The 19,468-nt window shown below is 42.1% G+C and carries 16 protein-coding genes; 8 read left to right on the top strand and 8 right to left on the bottom strand.

The features are described from left to right. Positions 1-7: 7 nt before the first annotated feature. Complete coding sequence (locus tag BSZ04_RS08545; RefSeq protein WP_088880170.1) at positions 8-1,441, top strand: FAD-dependent oxidoreductase; 1,434 nt, start codon at positions 8-10, stop codon at positions 1,439-1,441. Positions 1,442-1,475: 34 nt separating this feature from the next. Here BSZ04_RS08545 and BSZ04_RS08540 read toward each other — a convergent pair whose 3' ends face one another. The 3 genes from BSZ04_RS08540 to BSZ04_RS08530 are packed head-to-tail and all read right to left on the bottom strand — an operon-like array spanning position 1,476 to position 3,846. Further along, positions 1,476-2,411, bottom strand: coding sequence for a 5-oxoprolinase subunit C family protein (locus tag BSZ04_RS08540; RefSeq protein ID WP_045385265.1), 936 nt, complete (start codon positions 2,409-2,411; stop codon positions 1,476-1,478). Further along, on the bottom strand, positions 2,408-3,091 hold the full coding sequence (locus BSZ04_RS08535) for a 5-oxoprolinase subunit B family protein (RefSeq protein ID WP_088880169.1): 684 nt from the start codon (positions 3,089-3,091) through the stop codon (positions 2,408-2,410). The genes BSZ04_RS08540 and BSZ04_RS08535 overlap by 4 nt, the downstream gene beginning before the upstream one ends. After that, entirely contained in the window at positions 3,091-3,846 is a 756-nt protein-coding gene (locus tag BSZ04_RS08530; RefSeq protein ID WP_088880254.1) for a 5-oxoprolinase subunit PxpA, read from the bottom strand. The genes BSZ04_RS08535 and BSZ04_RS08530 overlap by 1 nt, the downstream gene beginning before the upstream one ends. A 424-nt stretch (positions 3,847-4,270) precedes the next feature. Between BSZ04_RS08530 and BSZ04_RS08525 the strand changes: the two genes are divergently transcribed. Both BSZ04_RS08525 and galE read left to right on the top strand, forming a co-directional pair. Next, positions 4,271-6,232, top strand: a complete 1,962-nt coding sequence (locus BSZ04_RS08525; protein WP_088880168.1) for a diguanylate cyclase domain-containing protein — start codon at positions 4,271-4,273, stop codon at positions 6,230-6,232. A 53-nt stretch (positions 6,233-6,285) separates the two neighbouring features. After that, positions 6,286-7,302 (top strand): UDP-glucose 4-epimerase GalE, encoded by a 1,017-nt coding sequence (gene galE / locus BSZ04_RS08520; protein WP_088880167.1) that lies wholly within the window; start codon positions 6,286-6,288, stop codon positions 7,300-7,302. 341 nt (positions 7,303-7,643) lie between these two features. Here galE and BSZ04_RS08510 read toward each other — a convergent pair whose 3' ends face one another. Further along, positions 7,644-9,782 carry a TonB-dependent hemoglobin/transferrin/lactoferrin family receptor gene (locus BSZ04_RS08510; protein WP_088880166.1) on the bottom strand — a complete coding sequence of 713 codons (2,139 nt, stop codon included), beginning with the start codon at positions 9,780-9,782 and terminating at the stop codon, positions 7,644-7,646. Between the two features lie 237 nt (positions 9,783-10,019). On the opposite strand from BSZ04_RS08510, the gene BSZ04_RS08505 reads away from it, so the two are divergent. Then, positions 10,020-10,907 (top strand): LysR family transcriptional regulator, encoded by an 888-nt coding sequence (locus BSZ04_RS08505; RefSeq protein WP_038883079.1) that lies wholly within the window; start codon positions 10,020-10,022, stop codon positions 10,905-10,907. Between the two features lie 77 nt (positions 10,908-10,984). Here BSZ04_RS08505 and BSZ04_RS08500 read toward each other — a convergent pair whose 3' ends face one another. Further along, positions 10,985-13,624 carry a bifunctional acetate--CoA ligase family protein/GNAT family N-acetyltransferase gene (locus BSZ04_RS08500; protein ID WP_088880165.1) on the bottom strand — a complete coding sequence of 880 codons (2,640 nt, stop codon included), beginning with the start codon at positions 13,622-13,624 and terminating at the stop codon, positions 10,985-10,987. A 235-nt stretch (positions 13,625-13,859) separates the two neighbouring features. Here BSZ04_RS08500 and BSZ04_RS08495 point away from each other — a divergent pair, with 235 nt between their 5' ends. From BSZ04_RS08495 to yciH, 4 genes are all read left to right on the top strand, one after another. Further along, a complete protein-coding gene (locus BSZ04_RS08495) occupies positions 13,860-14,432 on the top strand; it encodes an SPOR domain-containing protein (RefSeq protein WP_088880164.1) in 573 nt (190 codons plus the stop codon). A 149-nt stretch (positions 14,433-14,581) separates the two neighbouring features. Continuing rightward, a complete protein-coding gene (locus BSZ04_RS08490; RefSeq protein WP_010451797.1) occupies positions 14,582-15,580 on the top strand; it encodes a D-alanine--D-alanine ligase in 999 nt (332 codons plus the stop codon). Positions 15,581-15,728: 148 nt separating this feature from the next. Further along, positions 15,729-16,112, top strand: a complete 384-nt coding sequence (locus tag BSZ04_RS08485) for a DUF3319 domain-containing protein (protein WP_038883086.1) — start codon at positions 15,729-15,731, stop codon at positions 16,110-16,112. Positions 16,113-16,114: 2 nt separating this feature from the next. Beyond that, positions 16,115-16,426 carry a stress response translation initiation inhibitor YciH gene (gene yciH, locus BSZ04_RS08480; protein WP_038883089.1) on the top strand — a complete coding sequence of 104 codons (312 nt, stop codon included), beginning with the start codon at positions 16,115-16,117 and terminating at the stop codon, positions 16,424-16,426. A 30-nt stretch (positions 16,427-16,456) separates the two neighbouring features. Here yciH and BSZ04_RS08475 read toward each other — a convergent pair whose 3' ends face one another. The 3 genes from BSZ04_RS08475 to BSZ04_RS08465 all read right to left on the bottom strand — a co-directional run bounded on the left by BSZ04_RS08475 (position 16,457) and on the right by BSZ04_RS08465 (position 19,453). Then, positions 16,457-17,524, bottom strand: a complete 1,068-nt coding sequence (locus BSZ04_RS08475) for an acyltransferase family protein (protein ID WP_088880163.1) — start codon at positions 17,522-17,524, stop codon at positions 16,457-16,459. Positions 17,525-17,980: 456 nt separating this feature from the next. Continuing rightward, positions 17,981-18,439, bottom strand: coding sequence for a MaoC family dehydratase (locus BSZ04_RS08470; protein ID WP_071236345.1), 459 nt, complete (start codon positions 18,437-18,439; stop codon positions 17,981-17,983). Between the two features lie 858 nt (positions 18,440-19,297). After that, entirely contained in the window at positions 19,298-19,453 is a 156-nt protein-coding gene (locus BSZ04_RS08465; RefSeq protein WP_005427041.1) for a YoaH family protein, read from the bottom strand. Between the last annotated feature and the right edge of the window lie 15 nt (positions 19,454-19,468).

Genomic DNA, 19,468 nt, shown 5'->3' with positions numbered 1-19,468 from the left:
TGAAGCAATGAAGTCTGAGTTTTCAAGCCGTAAAGATAAACACATCGCTATTGTTGGTGGAGGAGTAGCAGGCTCTACTGCTGCCATTCATTTTTCCGAACTAGGTTTTAAAGTGTCTGTGATTGAGAAAGGGGTCTCTTTGGTTAATGGCCCTCCGATTTGTCACTTACACGCGGGTGGTAACCTTTACCGAGAAATATCTGAGCAACAGTGCTTAGACCTGCTTACCCAATCTATTGATACGATTCGTCTGTATCCTCACTCATTGAACATCCGTCCAACTATTATTGCCGTTCCACATTCGGATGGCGGTGATCCAGCAGTCTTGTTACCGCGTTTAGACATCATTAAGCAAGCTTATCAGACTCTTGTATCGAAAGATGAGCGTAACCAAGTGCTAGGGAGGCCTCAAGAGTATTATAAGTTGTACTCAAAAGAAGCACTCTTGGAACTTGCAAAGCAGATTCAACCTAAACAACCTCAAAGTATTGATGAATGGTGTATTCCATTTGCTCAGCATGCAGATCTCGATACGCTAAAATATCCAGTCGTTGCCGTTCAAGAATATGGGTGGAGTGTATTCAGGCTTGCTGCTGTGGCCAATATGACCCTAGAGCGACTTCCAAATGTTGATGTATTTGCGCAAGCAGAACTTAAGCAAACTCATTGGAATGGTTCTGATTGGGAGCTGACTTACCTTCAATCTGATGAGCAAAAAACTCTGCGTTGTGATTACCTGGTTAATGCTTGTGGCTTTGAAACGGGGGCAGTAGACGATGCGATTGGTGTAAAGCGCGATCGACTTGTGGAGTTCAAAGCTGCTTACGTTACACGTTGGAATGAATGTTCTCAGCAATGGCCAGAAGTTATTTTTCATGGTCCTCGTGGTACCGATAAAGGTATGGCTCAATTAACGCCTTATGGTGATGGGTATTTTCAGTTACACGGCATGACCAAAGGCATTACATTGTTCGACGATGGTTTAGTCGAGAGTTCGACGGCATCGGCACAGCCTGAACTACCAACTCGTTTGTTGTCGAAAATTCGTAATGGTTGGCGACAAGAGATTTTGGATGAACGTACCGATAACGCGATAAAGCACATGGCGCAGTTCATTCCGGAATTCCACGAAGCAGTTAAAGGTGGGAAGGCATTATTTGGTGCACAGCAAATCCCTGGGACAGACCCGGTGTTACGAGCGGCTGACGTCACGTTTGAAGATAAAAACTATGCTCGTATAGAAGTCGTTAAGGCGTCATCGACATTACTTGCAGCACAAAAGATGGCACACTGTTGGTTCGGCATTGAACCTAATGACAATATAGAGCAACAACATCCCGCGACCGTTAGCTGGAGTGAAGATGAGGTGGAGAGATTCGCTGTCAACCTCACTCAAGAGCGAGGTTATCCAAAAGAATTGGCTGAGCGTTACGGATTGTAACGCTAACTCCCAACCATCAGCTTACTATATGGGCTCAATAGCCAAAAAACTGAGCCCATTGGCACCAAACATCTTGCAACCCTTGTCTATCTCCTTGTACGAAGCTAACGGATTGTCCTGGCTTAGCTTGGGCTAGGCGCGGTAAATCGATTCTTGCAACACAGCCAAACTTTGGATAACCGCCAATTGTCTGGTGATCATTAAGCAAAATAATTGGGTTGCCATCGTTAGGAATTTGAATTGAACCGAGTGCAATGCCCTCTGATAAAATGCCTTCATATGGCGGTTTGATCGTTTGACCTTCTAGCCGATATCCCATGCGATTAGAATTCGGTGAGATTTCAAAATGTCCAGAATAGAACTCGCTTACTGATTCTGGGGAGAAGTCATTATGCTGGTAGCCCTCAATGACTCGAAGCGTGATAGGGAGGTTATAATCCGGTTTGAAGCGAAAAGTCATTTGCCTAGATTTTCGAGTAGGGACGGGATGTGGCTTGAATCCTATGATATCACCAGCTTTTAATGCATCACCATTTCGCGCGATTCCGCCTAAAGACTCCCTTACCACAGTGGAAGTACTTCCTAAGTGTTTCTCGACTTCAAATCCGCCTTTAACTGCTAGATAGGACCGTAGGCCGTTACGTGGCATACCGAACTTGAGTGTTTGCCCTTTTCTTAATGAAAAATCAGACCAATTGGAAATTGGCTCCCCATTTATGGAAGCGTTTAAATCACCGCCACAAATTGCCAGATGGCAGTCTTCTAGCGCTTTAAAGCTGGCATTACCCAAGGTGATTTCAATGGTCGAGCAATTAACAGGGTTCTCTAAGAGGTGATTTGCCCAACTGTAAGCGTAGTCATCAACAGGACCACCTTGTGTGATACCAAGGTGTGCTAGCCCAAAACGACCAAAATCTTGAATCAAAGAGAGCGAGCCAGGTTTTTCAACGATCAAGCCAGTAAAACTCATAATTTGCCCCCTAAGTTAATGTACTCTTGTTTTGTTATTGATCCAAACGTGACCTTGTCACCAACTTCGAAAGGAATAAACGGAAGTGTATCAGTGAACAATGAGATAGGCGTTCGGCCAATGATATTCCAGCCTCCCGGACTGTCTGATGGGTACACTGCCGTTTTACTGTCAGCTATAGCAACACTGCCAGCAGGGACATAAGTGCGCGGAGTTTTGTGCCTTGGCATCTGTAATGCTTTTGGTACGTCTGAAAGAAATGCAAAACCCGGAGCAAATCCGATCGCTGATACCGTAAAAACGGATTGGGTATGCAGTTCAATTATCTGCGCCAATGATATGCCAATATCCTTAAAGCGATCTAAATCAAGTGCGGTTTCGTCAGAGTAGTAAACTGGAATTGAAATATAGTTAGGTTGCTTATTGTCCATAGACTGCACATCAAAACGAGCGATGATGTGGTTTAGCTCTTGCAGGATTTGGGACTCATGAATTCTAAAGGGCAGGTAATCGATTAAAATGGTTCGGTATGAAGGAACGACATTCATGACAATATGGCTAAGTTTATCTGTAATTTGATGTGCTAATTCACCAATGTGTTCAACCGTAATCTCTTCGTGAAAGCGAACTAAAATGCTGCACTCCGAGATGGGAGAGATAGAGAACTGCCCTTGATTCATTAATTTCCTCCGGTGTAGAGACTTTGTCGAATCTTTTGAATCAAAGCGATAGACTCGTCATTATCTCCATGGACGCAGATTGTATCTGCTTCTAATAGAATGTATTGCCCAGACGCGGTTTTGACTCGCCCTGATTCTGCAAGCATTTTGACTTGTTCTAGGATAGCGTGTTCACTGTTTAACACCGCATTAGGTTGCGCTCTTGGTGTTAACATTCCATCATCTTGGTAAAGACGGTCAGCAAACGCTTCAAATAATAAGGGGACGTCAAAGTCATCTGCTATTTCGAGATACTTTTCATTTTCTTGAGAGGCGAGAATCATCAATGGGACTTTAAATAGTGCTGCGGCTTTAACGACAGCAAGAAATACGCTGTCGCTCTGCATCATGTCATTGTATAGCGCACCATGGGGCTTTATATAGCCAATATCGGTGTATTGTGCCTTACACAGTGCCTGAAGTGCCCCAACTTGATAGATGACTATGTTAGTAATTTCTTCATCGGTCATACGCAAACTTCTTCTTCCAAATCCCTGTAAATCCGGGTAGCTAGGATGGGCTCCTATTTCAACATCATGTTGATTGGCAAGTTGAATAGTGTCATGCATGACACAGGGATCGGACGCATGAAATCCACAGGCAATATTTGCCATGTCAATATAGGGCATTGCCTGCTCATCAGCGCCCATTTTCCAAGCACCAAAGCTTTCACCCATATCACAATTTAAAGTCAGGTCTGCTTTATTCAAAGTAATGATTCTTCTAACTGTATGATTATATCCATGTGACTTCGAAGTGAAGCATTCAGTGTGTCTCCAGTGATTCAAGTTCAAGGACAACAACGCAGCGCAATCGCTATTGCCTACCAGTTGTTAATTGCTGAACTGAACCAAGTACCTCGATATCACGTGGGCATATATAAAAGTGCATGAAAATGGTTCCCGCTTCAGTGACGAGAATCATCATTCGTGCGTTTGGTTATAACGAAACGACAATTTTAGCATTAGCTTTATTTGAGATGACGCGAATTCTCAATAAATTAATAACTTAATACTATATCTTTTTGCCTAATAAGGTTTATTAATTACGGTTCTATACTAACCTTTTCTTCTTAGATGTGAGATTATATGCATAGCTATATTAATCAGACTATGCACATAGATTGTGTCAGGAATTATTATGTCTGTTCGTACCAAATTACTTTGGCCTATTCTGCTTCTTGTTTTGTTCGCTTTCATTACATTGAAGGGGTATCACTCCTATAAGATCTATCAAGTAGAAAAGTCACAATTGATAGAAAGCACTCAGGTGTTAATCAAGGGAATCTCACACGGTTTCGAAGCCCCTATACGCGAAAGAGACATAGTTGGAACTCAGTCTCTAATGAGTGCTTTCTTTGCTGAACCTTCGATCGTTCGTGTGAAGATACTTGATTCTGAACGATCATTGTTTGCAATGCTTGAGTCTGATACTGGTGTGGCACGGGTTCCTAATGACAGAGAAAAACAAGAGATCACTTCTATTGGTTACGCGTTCTCTCCTCAGTTCGTTTATGTCATGGAACCCATTCTTTCAAATGGAGAAGTCATCGCATTTGTGCGCGTGACCCTATCATCAGAAAGCTTAAAGCAGATAAAAAAATCACTCTTTAAAGACGCTTCACTCTTCGTATTACTCACTCTTGTAACTAGCTCTTTACTTGTGTACCTACTAAATAAAATCGTTGTCTCACCAATTAGCGCATTAAGTCATGCAATGAAAGACTTTGCGGAAGGAAGAGATTCAAAACCCTTTATTCCATTTGAATCTGCCGATGAGATTGGCGATTTAATCACGAGTTTTCAAACGATGGCCGCCAGATCTCGGCTAAAAGAAAGCCAGGCACAATTCACAATGCAGAAACTAGAGAAAGAAAGAGCGTTTCTAGAATCAATCATTAATGGTGTGCAATATTCGATAATCGTCACTGATAATGACGGACATATACATTATCAAAACCAACAGTCCCAGAAGTCGTTCAATGCAGCGCCACCAAGTGAGGCTCCGAGCAATATCCTAGAGCTCGTTCGAACTCGTGAGCCACAGATTTTGGACAAAATAGTGAAGCTCTCATTAGAAAGAAGTCAGATCCATCTCAGTCAGATGGGAGAAGAAACACGTCAATTTAGTTTAACCAGTGTTCGTCTTACTGGCGTGAACAAGATGTTATTTGTCATTGAGGACATCACGAGAGTAGAGGAAGCACTAAGCAGGCAACGGATAGCCACGAGGGTGTTTGAAAATAGTGATGATGGACTATTGGTTCTGAATCAAGATGGCCTTATTACTATGGTCAATTCGGCCGTTACGTCATTATTCGGTAGTACTTCCGAGAAACTGACAGGCATGCCATTCTTCAAGTGTATAAAACTACGAGAGCTACAAATCCGCATACCTAGCATCATAGAAAGTATCGAGCACTATGGCCAATGGCAAGGAGAGGTTGTTGAACAAAATCACCTCGGCAAGCTTATCCCACTATTTGTAAAGGTTAACCGCATATTCAAAGAAGGAAGAACGGATCAATACGACATTGTTATTTTGCTGACCGATCTTTCTGGTTCAAAAGAGATGGAGCGATTAGAGTACTTGGCTCATCATGACCCCCTTACTGGACTCGCTAACCGAGCGAAATTTCATCAACAACTCGATGTATTGCTTGACCAATCAGGGTATTTAAGAGATGAGTTTGCGCTTCTTTATCTGGATTTGGATGGGTTTAAAGCAGTAAATGACACCTATGGTCATGATGCTGGTGATGAAGTCTTGTCTGTGATTTCGCGAAGGTTAAGTGGCTTAACCAGACATGACGATTTAGTTGCTCGCCTATCAGGAGACGAATTTGTCTATTTAATGACCCCAACAAACCAAACTGAAGTGACGAAGTTTGTCGAAAAAATAATTAAATGTGTCAGCCAACCAATAGAATATAAAGGTGCCCAGCTCAATGTTGGTGTGAGTATTGGTGTCAAACTGGTAGGGCATAATGAAAAAGATGCATCTAGAGTCTTAAAAAATGCTGATAACGCGATGTACGAAGCTAAGAGAGCCGGTAAAGGGCAAGCAGTACTGATTGGTGCTGAGTTAGAAGGTACTGTTTAAAAAGTTAAAAAAAGTCGATAGACTAGCGAGACTCGCGTCAGAAGGAACAAACAATGAAAGTACTTGTTACGGGTGGTATGGGCTATATTGGCAGCCACACTTGTATTCAAATGATCGAAGCTGGTATGACTCCGGTGATCTTCGATAACCTTTACAACAGCAAATCAACAGTGCTTGACCGCATTGAAAAGGTTTGTGGTGTGAGACCTGAATTCATTCAAGCAGACATTCGCGATAAAGCAGCGTTAGTAGACGCAATGACTACGCATCGTATCGAAGCTGTGATTCATTTTGCTGGCCTCAAAGCGGTTGGTGAATCAGTTGAAAAGCCGCTTGAGTACTACGACAATAACGTCAGTGGCACTCTTGTTCTTGTAGAAGCTATGCGTGAAGCCAACGTTAAATCGATCGTATTTAGCTCTTCAGCGACGGTTTATGGTGACCCTGCGACAGTGCCAATCACTGAAGACTTCCCAACCAGTGCGACAAACCCTTATGGTCGTAGCAAATTAATGGTTGAAGAATGTCTAACGGACTTCCAAAAAGCGAATCAAGATTGGAGTATTACGCTTCTACGCTACTTTAACCCTGTAGGTTCTCATCCGACGGGTGAACTTGGTGAAGATCCCCAGGGTATTCCTAACAATCTAATGCCTTTCGTTTCTCAAGTCGCAGTAGGTCGTCGTGAGTTCCTATCAGTATTCGGTAGCGATTACCCAACGAAAGATGGTACTGGCGTTCGTGATTACATCCATGTAATGGATCTTTCTGATGGTCACGTTGCTGCGCTAGAGAAAGTAGGCCGTAAAGCGGGACTTCATATCTACAACCTCGGTACAGGTAATGGATATAGCGTTTTAGAAATGGTTAAAGCATTCGAAAATGCATCAGGCAAAGATGTACCGTTTAAGCTAGTAGATCGCCGTCCAGGAGATATTGCAGAATGTTGGGCAGATCCTTCTAAAGCAGCGAATGAACTTGGTTGGAAAGCTGAACGTTCGTTAGAAGAAATGACCGGCGATACTTGGCGTTGGCAATCAAATAACCCTCAAGGCTACCCAGACGCTTAAAAGATTAAAACTTACACTTTTTTAACATAAAGGCGCAACTCTGCGCCTTTTTTGATCTAAATCGGAAAAAATCGTAAATTTCTGGTTAAAAGCTAGCTAAGGTGAACAGAAGTGTTACACTATGCGCGACTCTTAATTTAGAGCGTAAATTTTCTTAAGACTATCGGGGTAGTTAATGGAACTTGGTCTAATCATCGCATTCATTGTGGCAGCAGCAGTCATGGTGAAGAAAGAGATGGCAAAGCAGTAGTTTTTCATTTTTCATTCTTTTCTTAACATTTTTGAAATGAAAACGCGTAAAAAAAGCCAGCATAATGCTGGCTTTTTTGTTTTTGTAACACTTAGAATTCGTATTTCACACTAATGTTGTAGTTTCGCTCCGCTTGAGTGTTATCAGGGCTAAGCTCAGTCGCACCGCGAACGTCATTCCATAAGTGGTACTCTTCGTTAGTCAAGTTCATCACACCAGCACGAACGGTTAGGTCTTTCATAGGTTTATAGTATGCAGTCAAGTCAACCACGGTTGCTGACGGAAGTTCCACTTGGTCGCTAGTTCCACCATTGTCACCGTCAGAGTTAATATCGCTGTTAGACTTCTTCGCGGTATAGTTGACTTTCAAGCTTGTGCCCCAAAGCGTATTTGGCGAATCATAGTTAATTGCTGCAACTGCATTCCAAGGGTTGACACTGTTAAGTGGTTTGCCATCGCCGCTCTCACCATCTGTATACGCAGCTACAAAGCGAGTTGTCGTACCTTTTGGCAGATTTGCAATCTCGTGCCAATCGAGGCTATTTGATAGCTCAATGCCCTTAATCGTTGCTTCAGCAATATTGATGTTCGTAAACTCCAACATTCCGCCATTATTTGTAGACGTTTGCTCAATGAAATCGCTGTAGTCGCTGTAGTATAGTGAGAATTCAGTCGCCGATGCCGAAGTGTTATGACGGTAACCCAATTCATATGACAAGCTCTTTTCCGATTCTAGATCCGGGTTAGGGCGATTGACGTAACCGTGTCCAGGGTTGTCATATGTGTAGTACAACTCATCAAATGATGGGGCGCGGAAGCCTTGGCTAATCTGCGCAAATACAGTACCTGGTTGGTTGACTTTGTAAGTCGCCCCCAAACGACCAGTGAATGCAGAGTCACTGAATTTATTGAATGTTTCTTCAGACGTACTTGATGGATCTGTAGAGAAATAATCGTAACGAACACCAGGAGTGATGATTAACTTGTCGTTAAGCAGCGTGATTTCATCTTGCAAGAATAGGCCGAAGCTCTGCTCTTTGGCATCCGGAGTGTATACATAGATTTTATCCGGTGTACCTGGATCAGAGTTGAACTCTCGGTTTGTGTTGCTAATATCACTGTGCTTGTAAGACAAACCATAAACCAAGTAATGGTTTTGAATCTCTTTATCTAACTGAGTCTCGAATTCAATTTTGTCTTCGGTGTAATCGTAGTCTTTCTTCTGTTGATTGTCTCCACTCGCTGGCACGTAAGGAGGAAAACCCGGACTTGCCTCTTTAAAACGATTGGTGACACCATTTTCTTTTTTGCTCGTCCAAGTTAATTGAGAGGTAATGGTGTCAGACACTACGAAGTCGGTAAACCAAATATGCTTCAAGCCAAGACGGTTTTGCTTAGTCTGGTCTTCAGAATTAAAGTTTTTGTAGGACTGATGCGCAATGTCTGAGTCTGTTTGGTTATAGATGGCTTCACCTAAAAACTCCAAACGGTGGTCTTCATTCAGTTGCGATTGAAGTTTAACCAACAAGTCATTCTTGTAGTAATCCTGACCGGTTACAGAGTAATTCTCATAAGGTGCTTTTGAAAAGTTTTGTAACTCAGAACCATCACGGCGAGTGTATGCGACTAATGCTTCAAGGTTATCGAATCGCTTGGCTACAGCGACATGCTCACTAAAAGAGTTATCTTCTGATGAATAAGAGAGCTTAGCCTGTCCACCGAAGTCTTTACCGTCTTTTAGAAAGTCACGCGGGTCTTTGGTTTCAAACGCGACAACACCACCAATAGCATCACTACCATGTAAACTAGAAGCTGCGCCCTTTACAATCTCAACGCTTTTTAGCATGTCAGGGTCAACAGTAACCGCGCTTGAGTTGATAAAAGAGTAAGGACCGCCGTCAAATGCACCTGGCTGAGATGCTCCGTCTACCAAGATCTTGACTCGTTTGCCTTCCATACCACGAATATTAATGCTCTGAACCCCCTGACGTTGAGTACCATTGACTGTTACTCCAGGTGTATACTCGAATACGTCGCTGAGATCTTTCGCCATGTTTTCTTCGAGATCTTTCTCAGAAATAACGGCAACAGAAGCGGCTACTGTATCCATAGTTTGGTTGGTTCGAGTTGCAGATACGACGACTTCATTAAACGTCGATTGCTCTTCAGCGTATACCCCTTGAGATAGAGCGATTAGTATAGAGGCTGACAAAAGTGATTTCTTATACATTTGACTTAAATACCTTGATCCATAATAGGTAACAACAACGTGCGGTATCTTAGTTTATATAAATAATAATTACTATCATTACCATTACGATTAGTTCGTAATTTTTGTCAGTGACCGTTTGCGTTATTCATAAGCTAGTCTTTAATTATCAATCTGTTATATTATTTTAAATCGTTTTTTAGAATTAGTTTTTAAATGACACTACTGTGATTCAAATCACACAAATAGGGAGCTATTGTGCAGAGCCCAATCACGTTAGAAGCACTTCATATCTTGGATGCTATTGATAGAAGAGGAAGTTTTGCGGCTGCCGCGAATGAGTTAGATCGCGCACCATCTTCTCTTAGTTACCAAATACAAAAGCTAGAACAAGACCTCGACATCATTATTTTCGATCGCTCGGGGCACAAAGCGCATTTCACGGATGCTGGTAAACTGATCTTGGAACGGGGAAGAGCGATTCTTCAGGCAAGCGAGAAACTTGTAAATGATGCGACTTTGCTTGCGAATGGCTGGGAGCTTGATATTACCGTCGCGTTCGATGGAATTATTCCGATTTCAAACTTCTTTTCTATGGTAGACGCGTTAGCCAACGTCAGTAGCACGAGAGTACGCCTACAAGAAGAAATTCTCGCAGGAAGTTGGGAGTCCTTGAATACAGGAAGAGCCGATTTACTGATTTGTCCAGCTCTAGATACACTGCCGCAAGATGTCAAAGCGGAGAAAATCGGTAAAATGAGCATGGTATGGGTGGCTGCGGCCGATCACTATGTTCATAAACGTAGTGGTGAATTCAATGATAGCGCCCGAGAAAAATATCGTGTTATTGCCATCGCTGACACAGCGAGAGAGCAGCCAGCCATGTCAATTAATGTCATGCAAAAGCAACCGAGACTCACAGTCACCAATTTCCCAGCTAAAGTTGAAGCACTAACTTCCGGGTTAGGTATCGGCACACTACCGAGTCAAATCGCACAACCTTTGATTGATAGCGGTGTTCTAAAACGTATCGAAGGTACGGAGGAGCAGCCAATTGATATTATCTTAGCGTGGCGCAGGAATACGATGGGCGAAGCCAAATCTTGGTGTGTACAGTACTTGAAGAAAAACTGGAAACTCAAGTGACAATGTCACATTTTGCGTTGGTCTAAAGGGACAATTCATTGTCCCTTTTTTATCGTGTTATGTTCTTGATACAGTCACTAATCGTTGCTGAGCGGCAACACCATATCAGCAGTGCCATCGGCAAATTGTACGTCTAACTCAAATCCTAGACTTTGAGCAAGAGATAACATACCTCTGTTAGTCGGCATCGTCATACCAGAAATTTGCTTGGTACCTTTCGCTTGGCAGTAACCAATGATTTTTTGCATCAGCACTTTACCTAACCCTTTGCCTTTTAAATCAGAGCGAACCAGAATCGCAAACTCTGCATCACTATTGTCTGGTGTTATCAGTGCACGAGATACACCAATAATTGAAGGTCCGTTATCATCGAAAGCGACAGCAACAAACGCCATCTCGCGGTCGTAGTCAATCTGTGTAAGGTTCGCGAGCGTCTCATGATTAAACTCACCGACGTCAGAGAAAAATCGGTTATAGAGATCTTCTTTAGAAACGCTATTTATGAACTGAGCGTGGGTAGGCTCATCTTCGGGTAAAATTGGGCGAAGTAGGATAGGTTGACCATCGCGAAGCGTGACAGTTTCAACAAACTCTGCGGGGAAAGGGCGAATTGCCAAACGCTCTTGCGCATCACCTTGGTACTTCTTAAGTGTAACATCGGCATCAATAATGGTTAAATCACTGCCTGATGCTAGCACTGGATGTATATCCAGCCTTTCAATTTCAGGTAACTCTACTGCCATTTGAGAAATTCGAACCAAAAACTTCGATAGTTCGGTTACATCGATTGCGTCTTTGTGTTTTTGCAGGCGCACCTTCCCAGATTTTAGTGCAATAACCACTAAATAGCGCGCTAAGTTCATGTTAAGAGGTGGCAACGCTGCTACGGCATCCTGAGTAATATTCCAATCAGAGCCACCTTGTCCAAGTAGAATGACAGGGCCAAATACCTTATCAACGACGATGCTCACTCGTAACTCTTCAGCGCTACCTAATTTCGCCATACCTTGAACTAATAGTCCTTGAAGGTTGGCAGAGGGATAGCTCAATTTTGCAGTGTCAAGAATGGCTTGTGCTGCGCTTGATACTTCTTGGCTATTGCGCAAGTTAAGTGCGACACCATGTACATCAGACTTATGAGGAATATCAGGTGAACGAAGTTTAACAGCGACGGGATAACCGATATTTTCGGCCATATGTACTGCTTCAGTTACTTCGGATGCAATCCAAGTAGGGAGGATATTAAAGCCAAATTCTTCAAACAAAGGGCTTGTTTGATGCGTATCTAGCGTGACTGTGTTTTTATCCAGTAGTTGTTCATCCACCCATTCACGCGCAGAACTTACACTACCGGAGTGCAAAGGCTCTGCTGTTGTCGGCGTTTCCATGAGCTGCTTTTGATTTCGCCTATATTCCACCAAGTGCATGTAAGCAACTACCGCACTTTCTGGCGTTCGATACGTTGGGATTCCAGCTTGAGTAAATGCTAAGCGGGCTTCTCTTGAGGTTTGTTCTCCAGACCAATTCGTTAGAATATTGAAATGCTTATGCCGTGGGTGATTTTGAATAGCTTCAATGACCGCATTTGCTGTTTCTAAAGAATCTGAGACAGCAGAGGGGCTGTGCATAATTAAGATTGCGTCTGCGCAATCACCATTCATAAGCGAGTTGAGTGTATCAACATAGCGTTTTTTAGTGGCATCACCAGCCAGATCTATTGGGTTTGCTCCACGCCAATTACTCGGTAATACAGCTTTTAGCTGAGCGACAGACTCTTCATCAAGTGATGCTAGCTTGCCACCACGCTCCAATAATGTATCAACTGCCATTACTGCTGGCCCCCCGCCATTGGTTGCGATGGCAAGGCGCTCACCACGGAGTGGTACTGAGTGAGTAAGGGTTTCTACTGCAGCAAACAACTCATGAGTATTGCCAACACGCAGCATACCCGTTCTTCGAATAGCAGAGTCATAAATGATATCGAGCGAATCAATGCTGCTAGCGCCAATAGGGCGAGCCTGGGAGGACTTACCCGCTTTTAGCACTAAGATACGTCGGTTACGGGAAGCCGCACGAGCAGCAGACATAAACCGGCGAGCGTCTTTAATTGAATCGACATAAAGGAGAATAGCTTCAGTTCTTCCATCTATACTCAAGTAATCAAGCAGTTCTGCAAAATCTATATCTTGACCTTGCCCAATCGAAATAAAGGAGGAAAACCCAATGTTCTTATCGTTTGCCCAATCGAGCACTGTGGTACAGACCGCCGCTGATTGAGAAATAAAAGCGATCTTACCAGGCTTTGCAGCTACGGGAGAAAAAGAGCAGTTAAAATTATGCCAAGGAAGGATGAGACCAAGGCTGTTCGGACCTAATACCCGTATATTTAACTGTGAAAAATCGATACTTTCAGCGTCATCTGAAATAACAATTGCAAACTCAGTTCCTCGTTCATCAAGCTCTTTTAGTAATTGGTTGTTTCGAGATACATTGGTACACAGAATCGCAATATCTGGCGTATAGGGCAGGGAAGCGACATTTGGATATGCAATCACCCCGGAAACGGATGTGTACTTTGGTGTGACAGGCATAATTGCACCACCAAAGCCACTTTGCAGTAAATTGCGCATTACTATTTGCCCCGCACGTAACTCTTTTTGAGATGCGCCAATGACCGCCACTGAGTTAGGTTTGAAGAGCTTTTGTAGTTTATTCATTGTCACTCCTGTGCCTATAGTTCCATGATAGTTGCTCATTCTTCCTACAATCATAAACGAAGATTGCTTTCATTTAACAATGGCAACTCAGACAATGACGAAAAGATGAGCCATGCTTATACAGTTTGTGTCACTCATCACACCAAAATCACAGTTTATTGTGTTTGGTGCTTGATAAAATAGCCGGCTATCGGCATGATTTATCGTAATATTTATTCAGAGCGTTTGTTACTTCATGAAAAAAATCGCAATTATCAGTCTGTCAGTACTATTATCTGCTTGTGCATCTGAAACTTATCTCACAGATGTAACTAGTGAAAGCTACCGTGAAGACTATCAAACTCAGCCTGTTTCTAAGCCAGTAATGGCGCCAGAAAGCGGCATCGTAGAAACGAGTGTTGAAACAACCCAAGTTGTTAAAGTTCCGGTTGTTCAAGAAGAAAAGAAAGTGGTGAAGCTCACACCACAAAGCCAACAGAAACCCGTTAAAATCGTACCACCTAACAAGCAGCAACAGGCTGTTCAACGCTTTGGATATACAATTCAGGTTGTAGCAGTGGGTAGCCAAGCTAAAGTAGACCGCTTCGCGTCGAAGTTACCAAGTAACGAGCAGCCAATATGGGAAAACTATAAAGTAGTGAACGGAACAAAATGGTTCACGGTTCTATATGGCGATTACGCGACACAGCAAGAAGCGAAGTCGGCAATTTCAACTCTTCCTCTTGAGTTCAGACAGTTAAAGCCTTTCGTGAAAAGCATTGATTCTATCAAAAATTCGGCTTATCCAACGCTTAACAAGCTTAATTAATTGAATATGAGAAGGGAGCGTTTGCTCCCTTCTTTCTTTGGTTAAATCCTATTCGAACAGTATTCCTCACAGTAAAATTACTGTACGTAGCTACACAAAGGTTTATCATACTGAATAGTATCTTTTGTAGATCACGGAAAGATTGATTCATGATTAAAAATATCCTTTTACTATGCGGTGGCGGCTCTTCTGAGCATGAGATTTCATTACTGTCAGCAAATTTCGTTGAGCAGCAATTAAACCTTATTGATGATGTAAGCGTTACACGTGTAGAAATCAAAAACGAAGGTTGGGTGACGAACCAAGGTGAGTTGGTTTATTTAGACCTCAACACCAAAAAGCTGTGTTCTGAAGATCAAAACTTAGACATCGACTTCATTGTTCCTTGTATACACGGTTTTCCCGGCGAAACTGGTGACATCCAATCGATGTTTGAAATCGCAGGTATTCCTTACCTAGGCTGCGGCCCTGAGGCGAGCAGCAATAGCTTCAACAAAATTACTTCGAAGCTATGGTATGACGCAATTGGTATTGCTAACACACCCTATTTGTTCCTCACCCGTAATGATGAGCAGGCTCATACCCAGGCGCAGCAAGCGTTTGATAAATGGGGCAAAGTATTTGTCAAAGCCGCTCGACAAGGTTCTTCTGTTGGTTGTTACAGCGTCACAAAAGAAGATGATTTGTCCCAAGCTATCAATGATGCATTTGGCTACTCTGACCAAGTTTTGATTGAAAAAGCGGTGAAGCCACGTGAACTTGAAGTAGCGGCCTACGAGATAGATGGTAAATTACGCATCACAAAACCTGGGGAAGTAATAGCTCCAGATGGTGCATTCTATTCATACGATGAGAAATACAGTAGTACGAGTCACTCACTGACTGAAGTCGAAGCTAGTAATCTAACTGTCGAACAGGTTGAAATTATTCAACAAGCTTCAGAGACGGTCTTTAAGCAAATGAACTTACGCCATTTGTCACGTATTGATTTCTTCTTAACCGAAGAGGGTGAGATTTACTTAAATGAAGTAAATACTTTCCCAGGCATGACTCCAATCTCCATGTTCCCTAAAATGCTACAGAATAACGGCGATGAATTTCATCTATTTCTAGAAAGTTGCATTAATCACGCAACTTTCGAAAAATAAGCCACTTTTGCAGTGAACTTTATATTTTAATTATGTGATTTTGGTGACTTTTTGCTTAGTTATTTAGAATAATGTGACTACAAAGTGTTTGCGATTCATTACATAGCATTTATGATTAAATTACCGCAAGAAAAGACGATTCAGTGATATGGCAATTTCAAATTATCGAGGCTTCAATCTTCAGTCCGGCGGACCTGATGGAAGTACATGGAAAGTTAAAATTAAAAATCACGTGCTACAAGGTAACCTAAGTGCTGTAAAGAAGAGCATAGACTGGTGGTGCGACACCGCGTCAATCATTGACCCAAAAGAGTTTGCTTCCCTTGGACAAAAACGAGGTGAAGGTGGTGCTAATCAAGTTGAGAATTTCAACGGTTACTCACTTAAAAATGACACTGGTGAGCCAAATGCTTGGTATTGCATGTTTAATGGCAAGTTAATCAAGGGGTCAAAAACGGCCATACAAAGGCATATTGAAGCTTACTTAGTCGCGAAGCAAAAAGCACTGCAGGCACAGCAACAGAAGAAGTAACAATGACTTTAGTATACTCAACTGAAACCGGAAGAATCAAACAAGAGCCTGAGAAAACCGAACGTCCGAAGGGCGATGGTGTTGTGAGAATCCAGCGTCAAACTAAAGGCAGAAAAGGTAAGGGCGTGTGTATCATTACCGGCCTTGATTTGGAAGATACAGCACTAAAGCTACTAGCAGCAGAGCTGAAAAAGGTTTGTGGTTGTGGTGGCTCAGTTAAGGATGGCAACATTGAGATTCAAGGCGACGCTAGAGATAAAATTAAAGCGCACCTTGAAAAGAAAGGCATGACAGTCAAACTTGCCGGCGGTTAAATACAAAGCCTTCTAGAAATAGAAGGCTTTTTAGTAACCAATAACTGCTTTTGAATAGTGGCTGTTCTTCAGTGCTCTTTTGAAGCAAACAGCGATCAACATGCTTAATGTCACTACCAAAATAAGCACTGTTAGAAATAGAACTATATCTGCCTGAAGCCCGTTTGCGTGTTGATACAAAGGAGTTCGCTTCATTACAGTTAATACCCAAGGGTGTATAAAAAATACACCAAAACTAATTTTTGCTAGAAATGACAGCCACCCAATTTTAAATGGGAAGGCTTCAAGCAGAAAATAAATCCCCACAACTAAACATACCTTTTGAAGATACATTGTATCGATGCCGTTGTAAGTGGTTAGCGGCTTAATGTAATTACCTTGATGGCCGATACTTGCATCGTATATAGCGAGAGCGATTGCTAACGATAGAAACAGAAGAGACTTAATTTTTGCATTAGAGGCGAGGGAAGTTCGGTACAAAGATACATACATGCCGATTAAATAATATGGTGTAAAGTAGATTAACATTTGCAACGGGTTGGTATTTTCGTACGAGCGATGAACTAGCATCGACACAAGACTTAAAGTAAATATTATCAATAACTTGTACTTTCTACGCACGACGAGAAACCTATCATGCAATGGTGCCATTGAAAAAAGCATGACAACAAACGGTACATACCAATAGGCTGTAAGCATCCGTCCACTTAAGTAGTATTTACCAATTATAATAAGAGCGTGATCATCAGTATTGAAAATGGTTTTTCCTTCAAATAGCTCCTCACCAGAAAAGAATCCGGCTTTAGAGATGTATAAAAGAAAAATAGCTCCGGTTCCCAATAGCAGATACGGCAGCAAAACGTTTCGAAACTTACTACTCAGGAATTCAATGTATGGCGTTTTCTGTTTGAAGAACACATGGTGATACATGTAGCCAGATATAAATACAAATGCAGCAGTCGCACCATAGATTAGGTTCTGGAAGACTAGCCAAGGACCAGAGTTAACCGACATTCCATAAGGCATGCAGTGTACAGCGACGACCAATATAATAGCGATCGCTCGAAAATTATCGATTGAAGATATATGGCGTGCCAATACAAGCCCTCCTAAAATCAATAAGTTTATCGGTTCAGGACACGTTGTGTATTAAGCCGGGTAAAAATCAGAAGTAACTCAGTCGATAACACTTAGAGGTAATAGGTCTTTTCTAATGATATCTAGCCAAGGGCTGAGAGCGAGACTTGATTAATATAGATCTTAACAATCGTAGATTATTAAGATCTATATTAAGTATTTTATGGTAAATCGCCGTTATGTTTAATGACATCGCCAAAAAGCGCAGCATTTTAAAATCTGAGCGGGATAGGAGGCCAAACTAGAGAAGATTTGGCGTACATGGATAGTTTATTTAACATAATATACATAATGCGCACTTGGTAACTTCTAGGTTTTAAGTATACCAAGATGTAAGTTATTGCCCGATTAAGCTAACACGCAGTTATAAGGTGCTTAACGTAACGCATTGTAAAATTCCATGCGTTACGTTTGCCACTAAGGCACGATCTGCATAGCTAACCATACAGCGGTCAGCGCTGGTTTTGTTTCACCTTCGATTTCAACAACCACTTCTGTACTAAACACGTACTGTCCGGGCTTCCTTTCATCAACGGCTATCAACTTGGCATGAGCCCGAATACGGCTATTCACTTTTACTGGATGAATAAAACGCACCTTATCGAACCCATAATTGAGACCAAGCCTAGCACCCTCCAAATGGTACCCAAAACTCTCTGCAAAATATGGAAGCATAGACAAAGATAATAAGCCATGCGCGATTGTAGATTTGAACATTGTAGCCCGTGCTTTAGCCGGATCCGTATGGATAAACTGATGATCTAAGGTACAATCTGCAAATTGATTAATTTGGTCCTGATTCACAACAAACCAATCTGTTGGCTCGATATCAACACCGATATACTTATCGATGTCATTCGTTGAGATTACTTTCATAGCTTCCTTTACGTCGAACTAGATTTTTCTATGGCGCCAAGTGTATCAAATAAGCTAACGTCAACTGGAATGACATCGAGTTGATACTCTAATCATTGAGCATATTACCCAGCGTTAGAATAGAGCTTGGAACTGTGGCAAGAATCAAAGCTAAACCAAGATATATGACTCTCCTCGCCCAAATCTGGATTCCCTAGCAGCAACTCCTCAGTATCCTCTTTTACCCAAATAAGTCACAGCGTAACACGTAAGTAAAATCAATAGGTGAAACTACATAAGCTGACAATGTAAGCAAATGATCATTTATTGAAAATCTACCTGCACCAATTTCGCCTTAATCCAACTCGGAAAGACGAATTCGACCGTTATTTTCGCATCTCAAAATCGGACCAGGCTTGAAAGCCAAATTTGATTGCAAGCACTTACTGCAGCCACTAACTCCTATTTGTCTACACTATTTGTCAGCTCATAAAGTGACGGCGTCTCTTTTAGATTTCTTCAGAATATTCCACTACTGAATTCGACAGCGAAATTACACCCTGTAATTTAATTACAAGCCTGAGTGGTACTTAGGTGTAAACTAGGTGCCTATCTTGCCCTAAGTGATTGTATTTAAAGAAACAACCAGCATTGCTAAGCTTTAGGTAGTGTTTTTGCCTATCTATAATAAGTGACAGTTAACTATTGCTGGTAAAATTTTACCTATCTATTATGGTAGAGTTTCTTCTCTACTTGAGGGTTGTTATTGTGACGTGGTAACGGGGTACTTGTTAGAAGAAAGGTGGTGAGTAGTCTGTTTTAGTTGTGTATACGACGGGCGTAAAAAAGCAGGGTCTATGCCCTGCTCTTCGTAATTTCTTAGTCTTGTTTCTTTGCGGCGTATTCTGCTCGAATTTGCTCAGCAACGATCTTAATCGCTTCTGCGGTACTAGTACCCTTTTGCATTAGCTCTTGAATACGTTCTACTGCTTGTTGTTGTTCTTGATGGGACAGAGGTGGTAAATCGTCAAACATAAAAAAAGCTCCTCA

This window comes from Vibrio rotiferianus, from assembly GCF_002214395.1.
In the GTDB taxonomy this organism is placed as follows: Bacteria; Pseudomonadota; Gammaproteobacteria; order Enterobacterales; family Vibrionaceae; genus Vibrio; species Vibrio rotiferianus.
The sequence above is the reverse complement of the archived record's forward strand: the minus strand, read 5'-3'. Positions and strand labels throughout refer to the sequence as shown.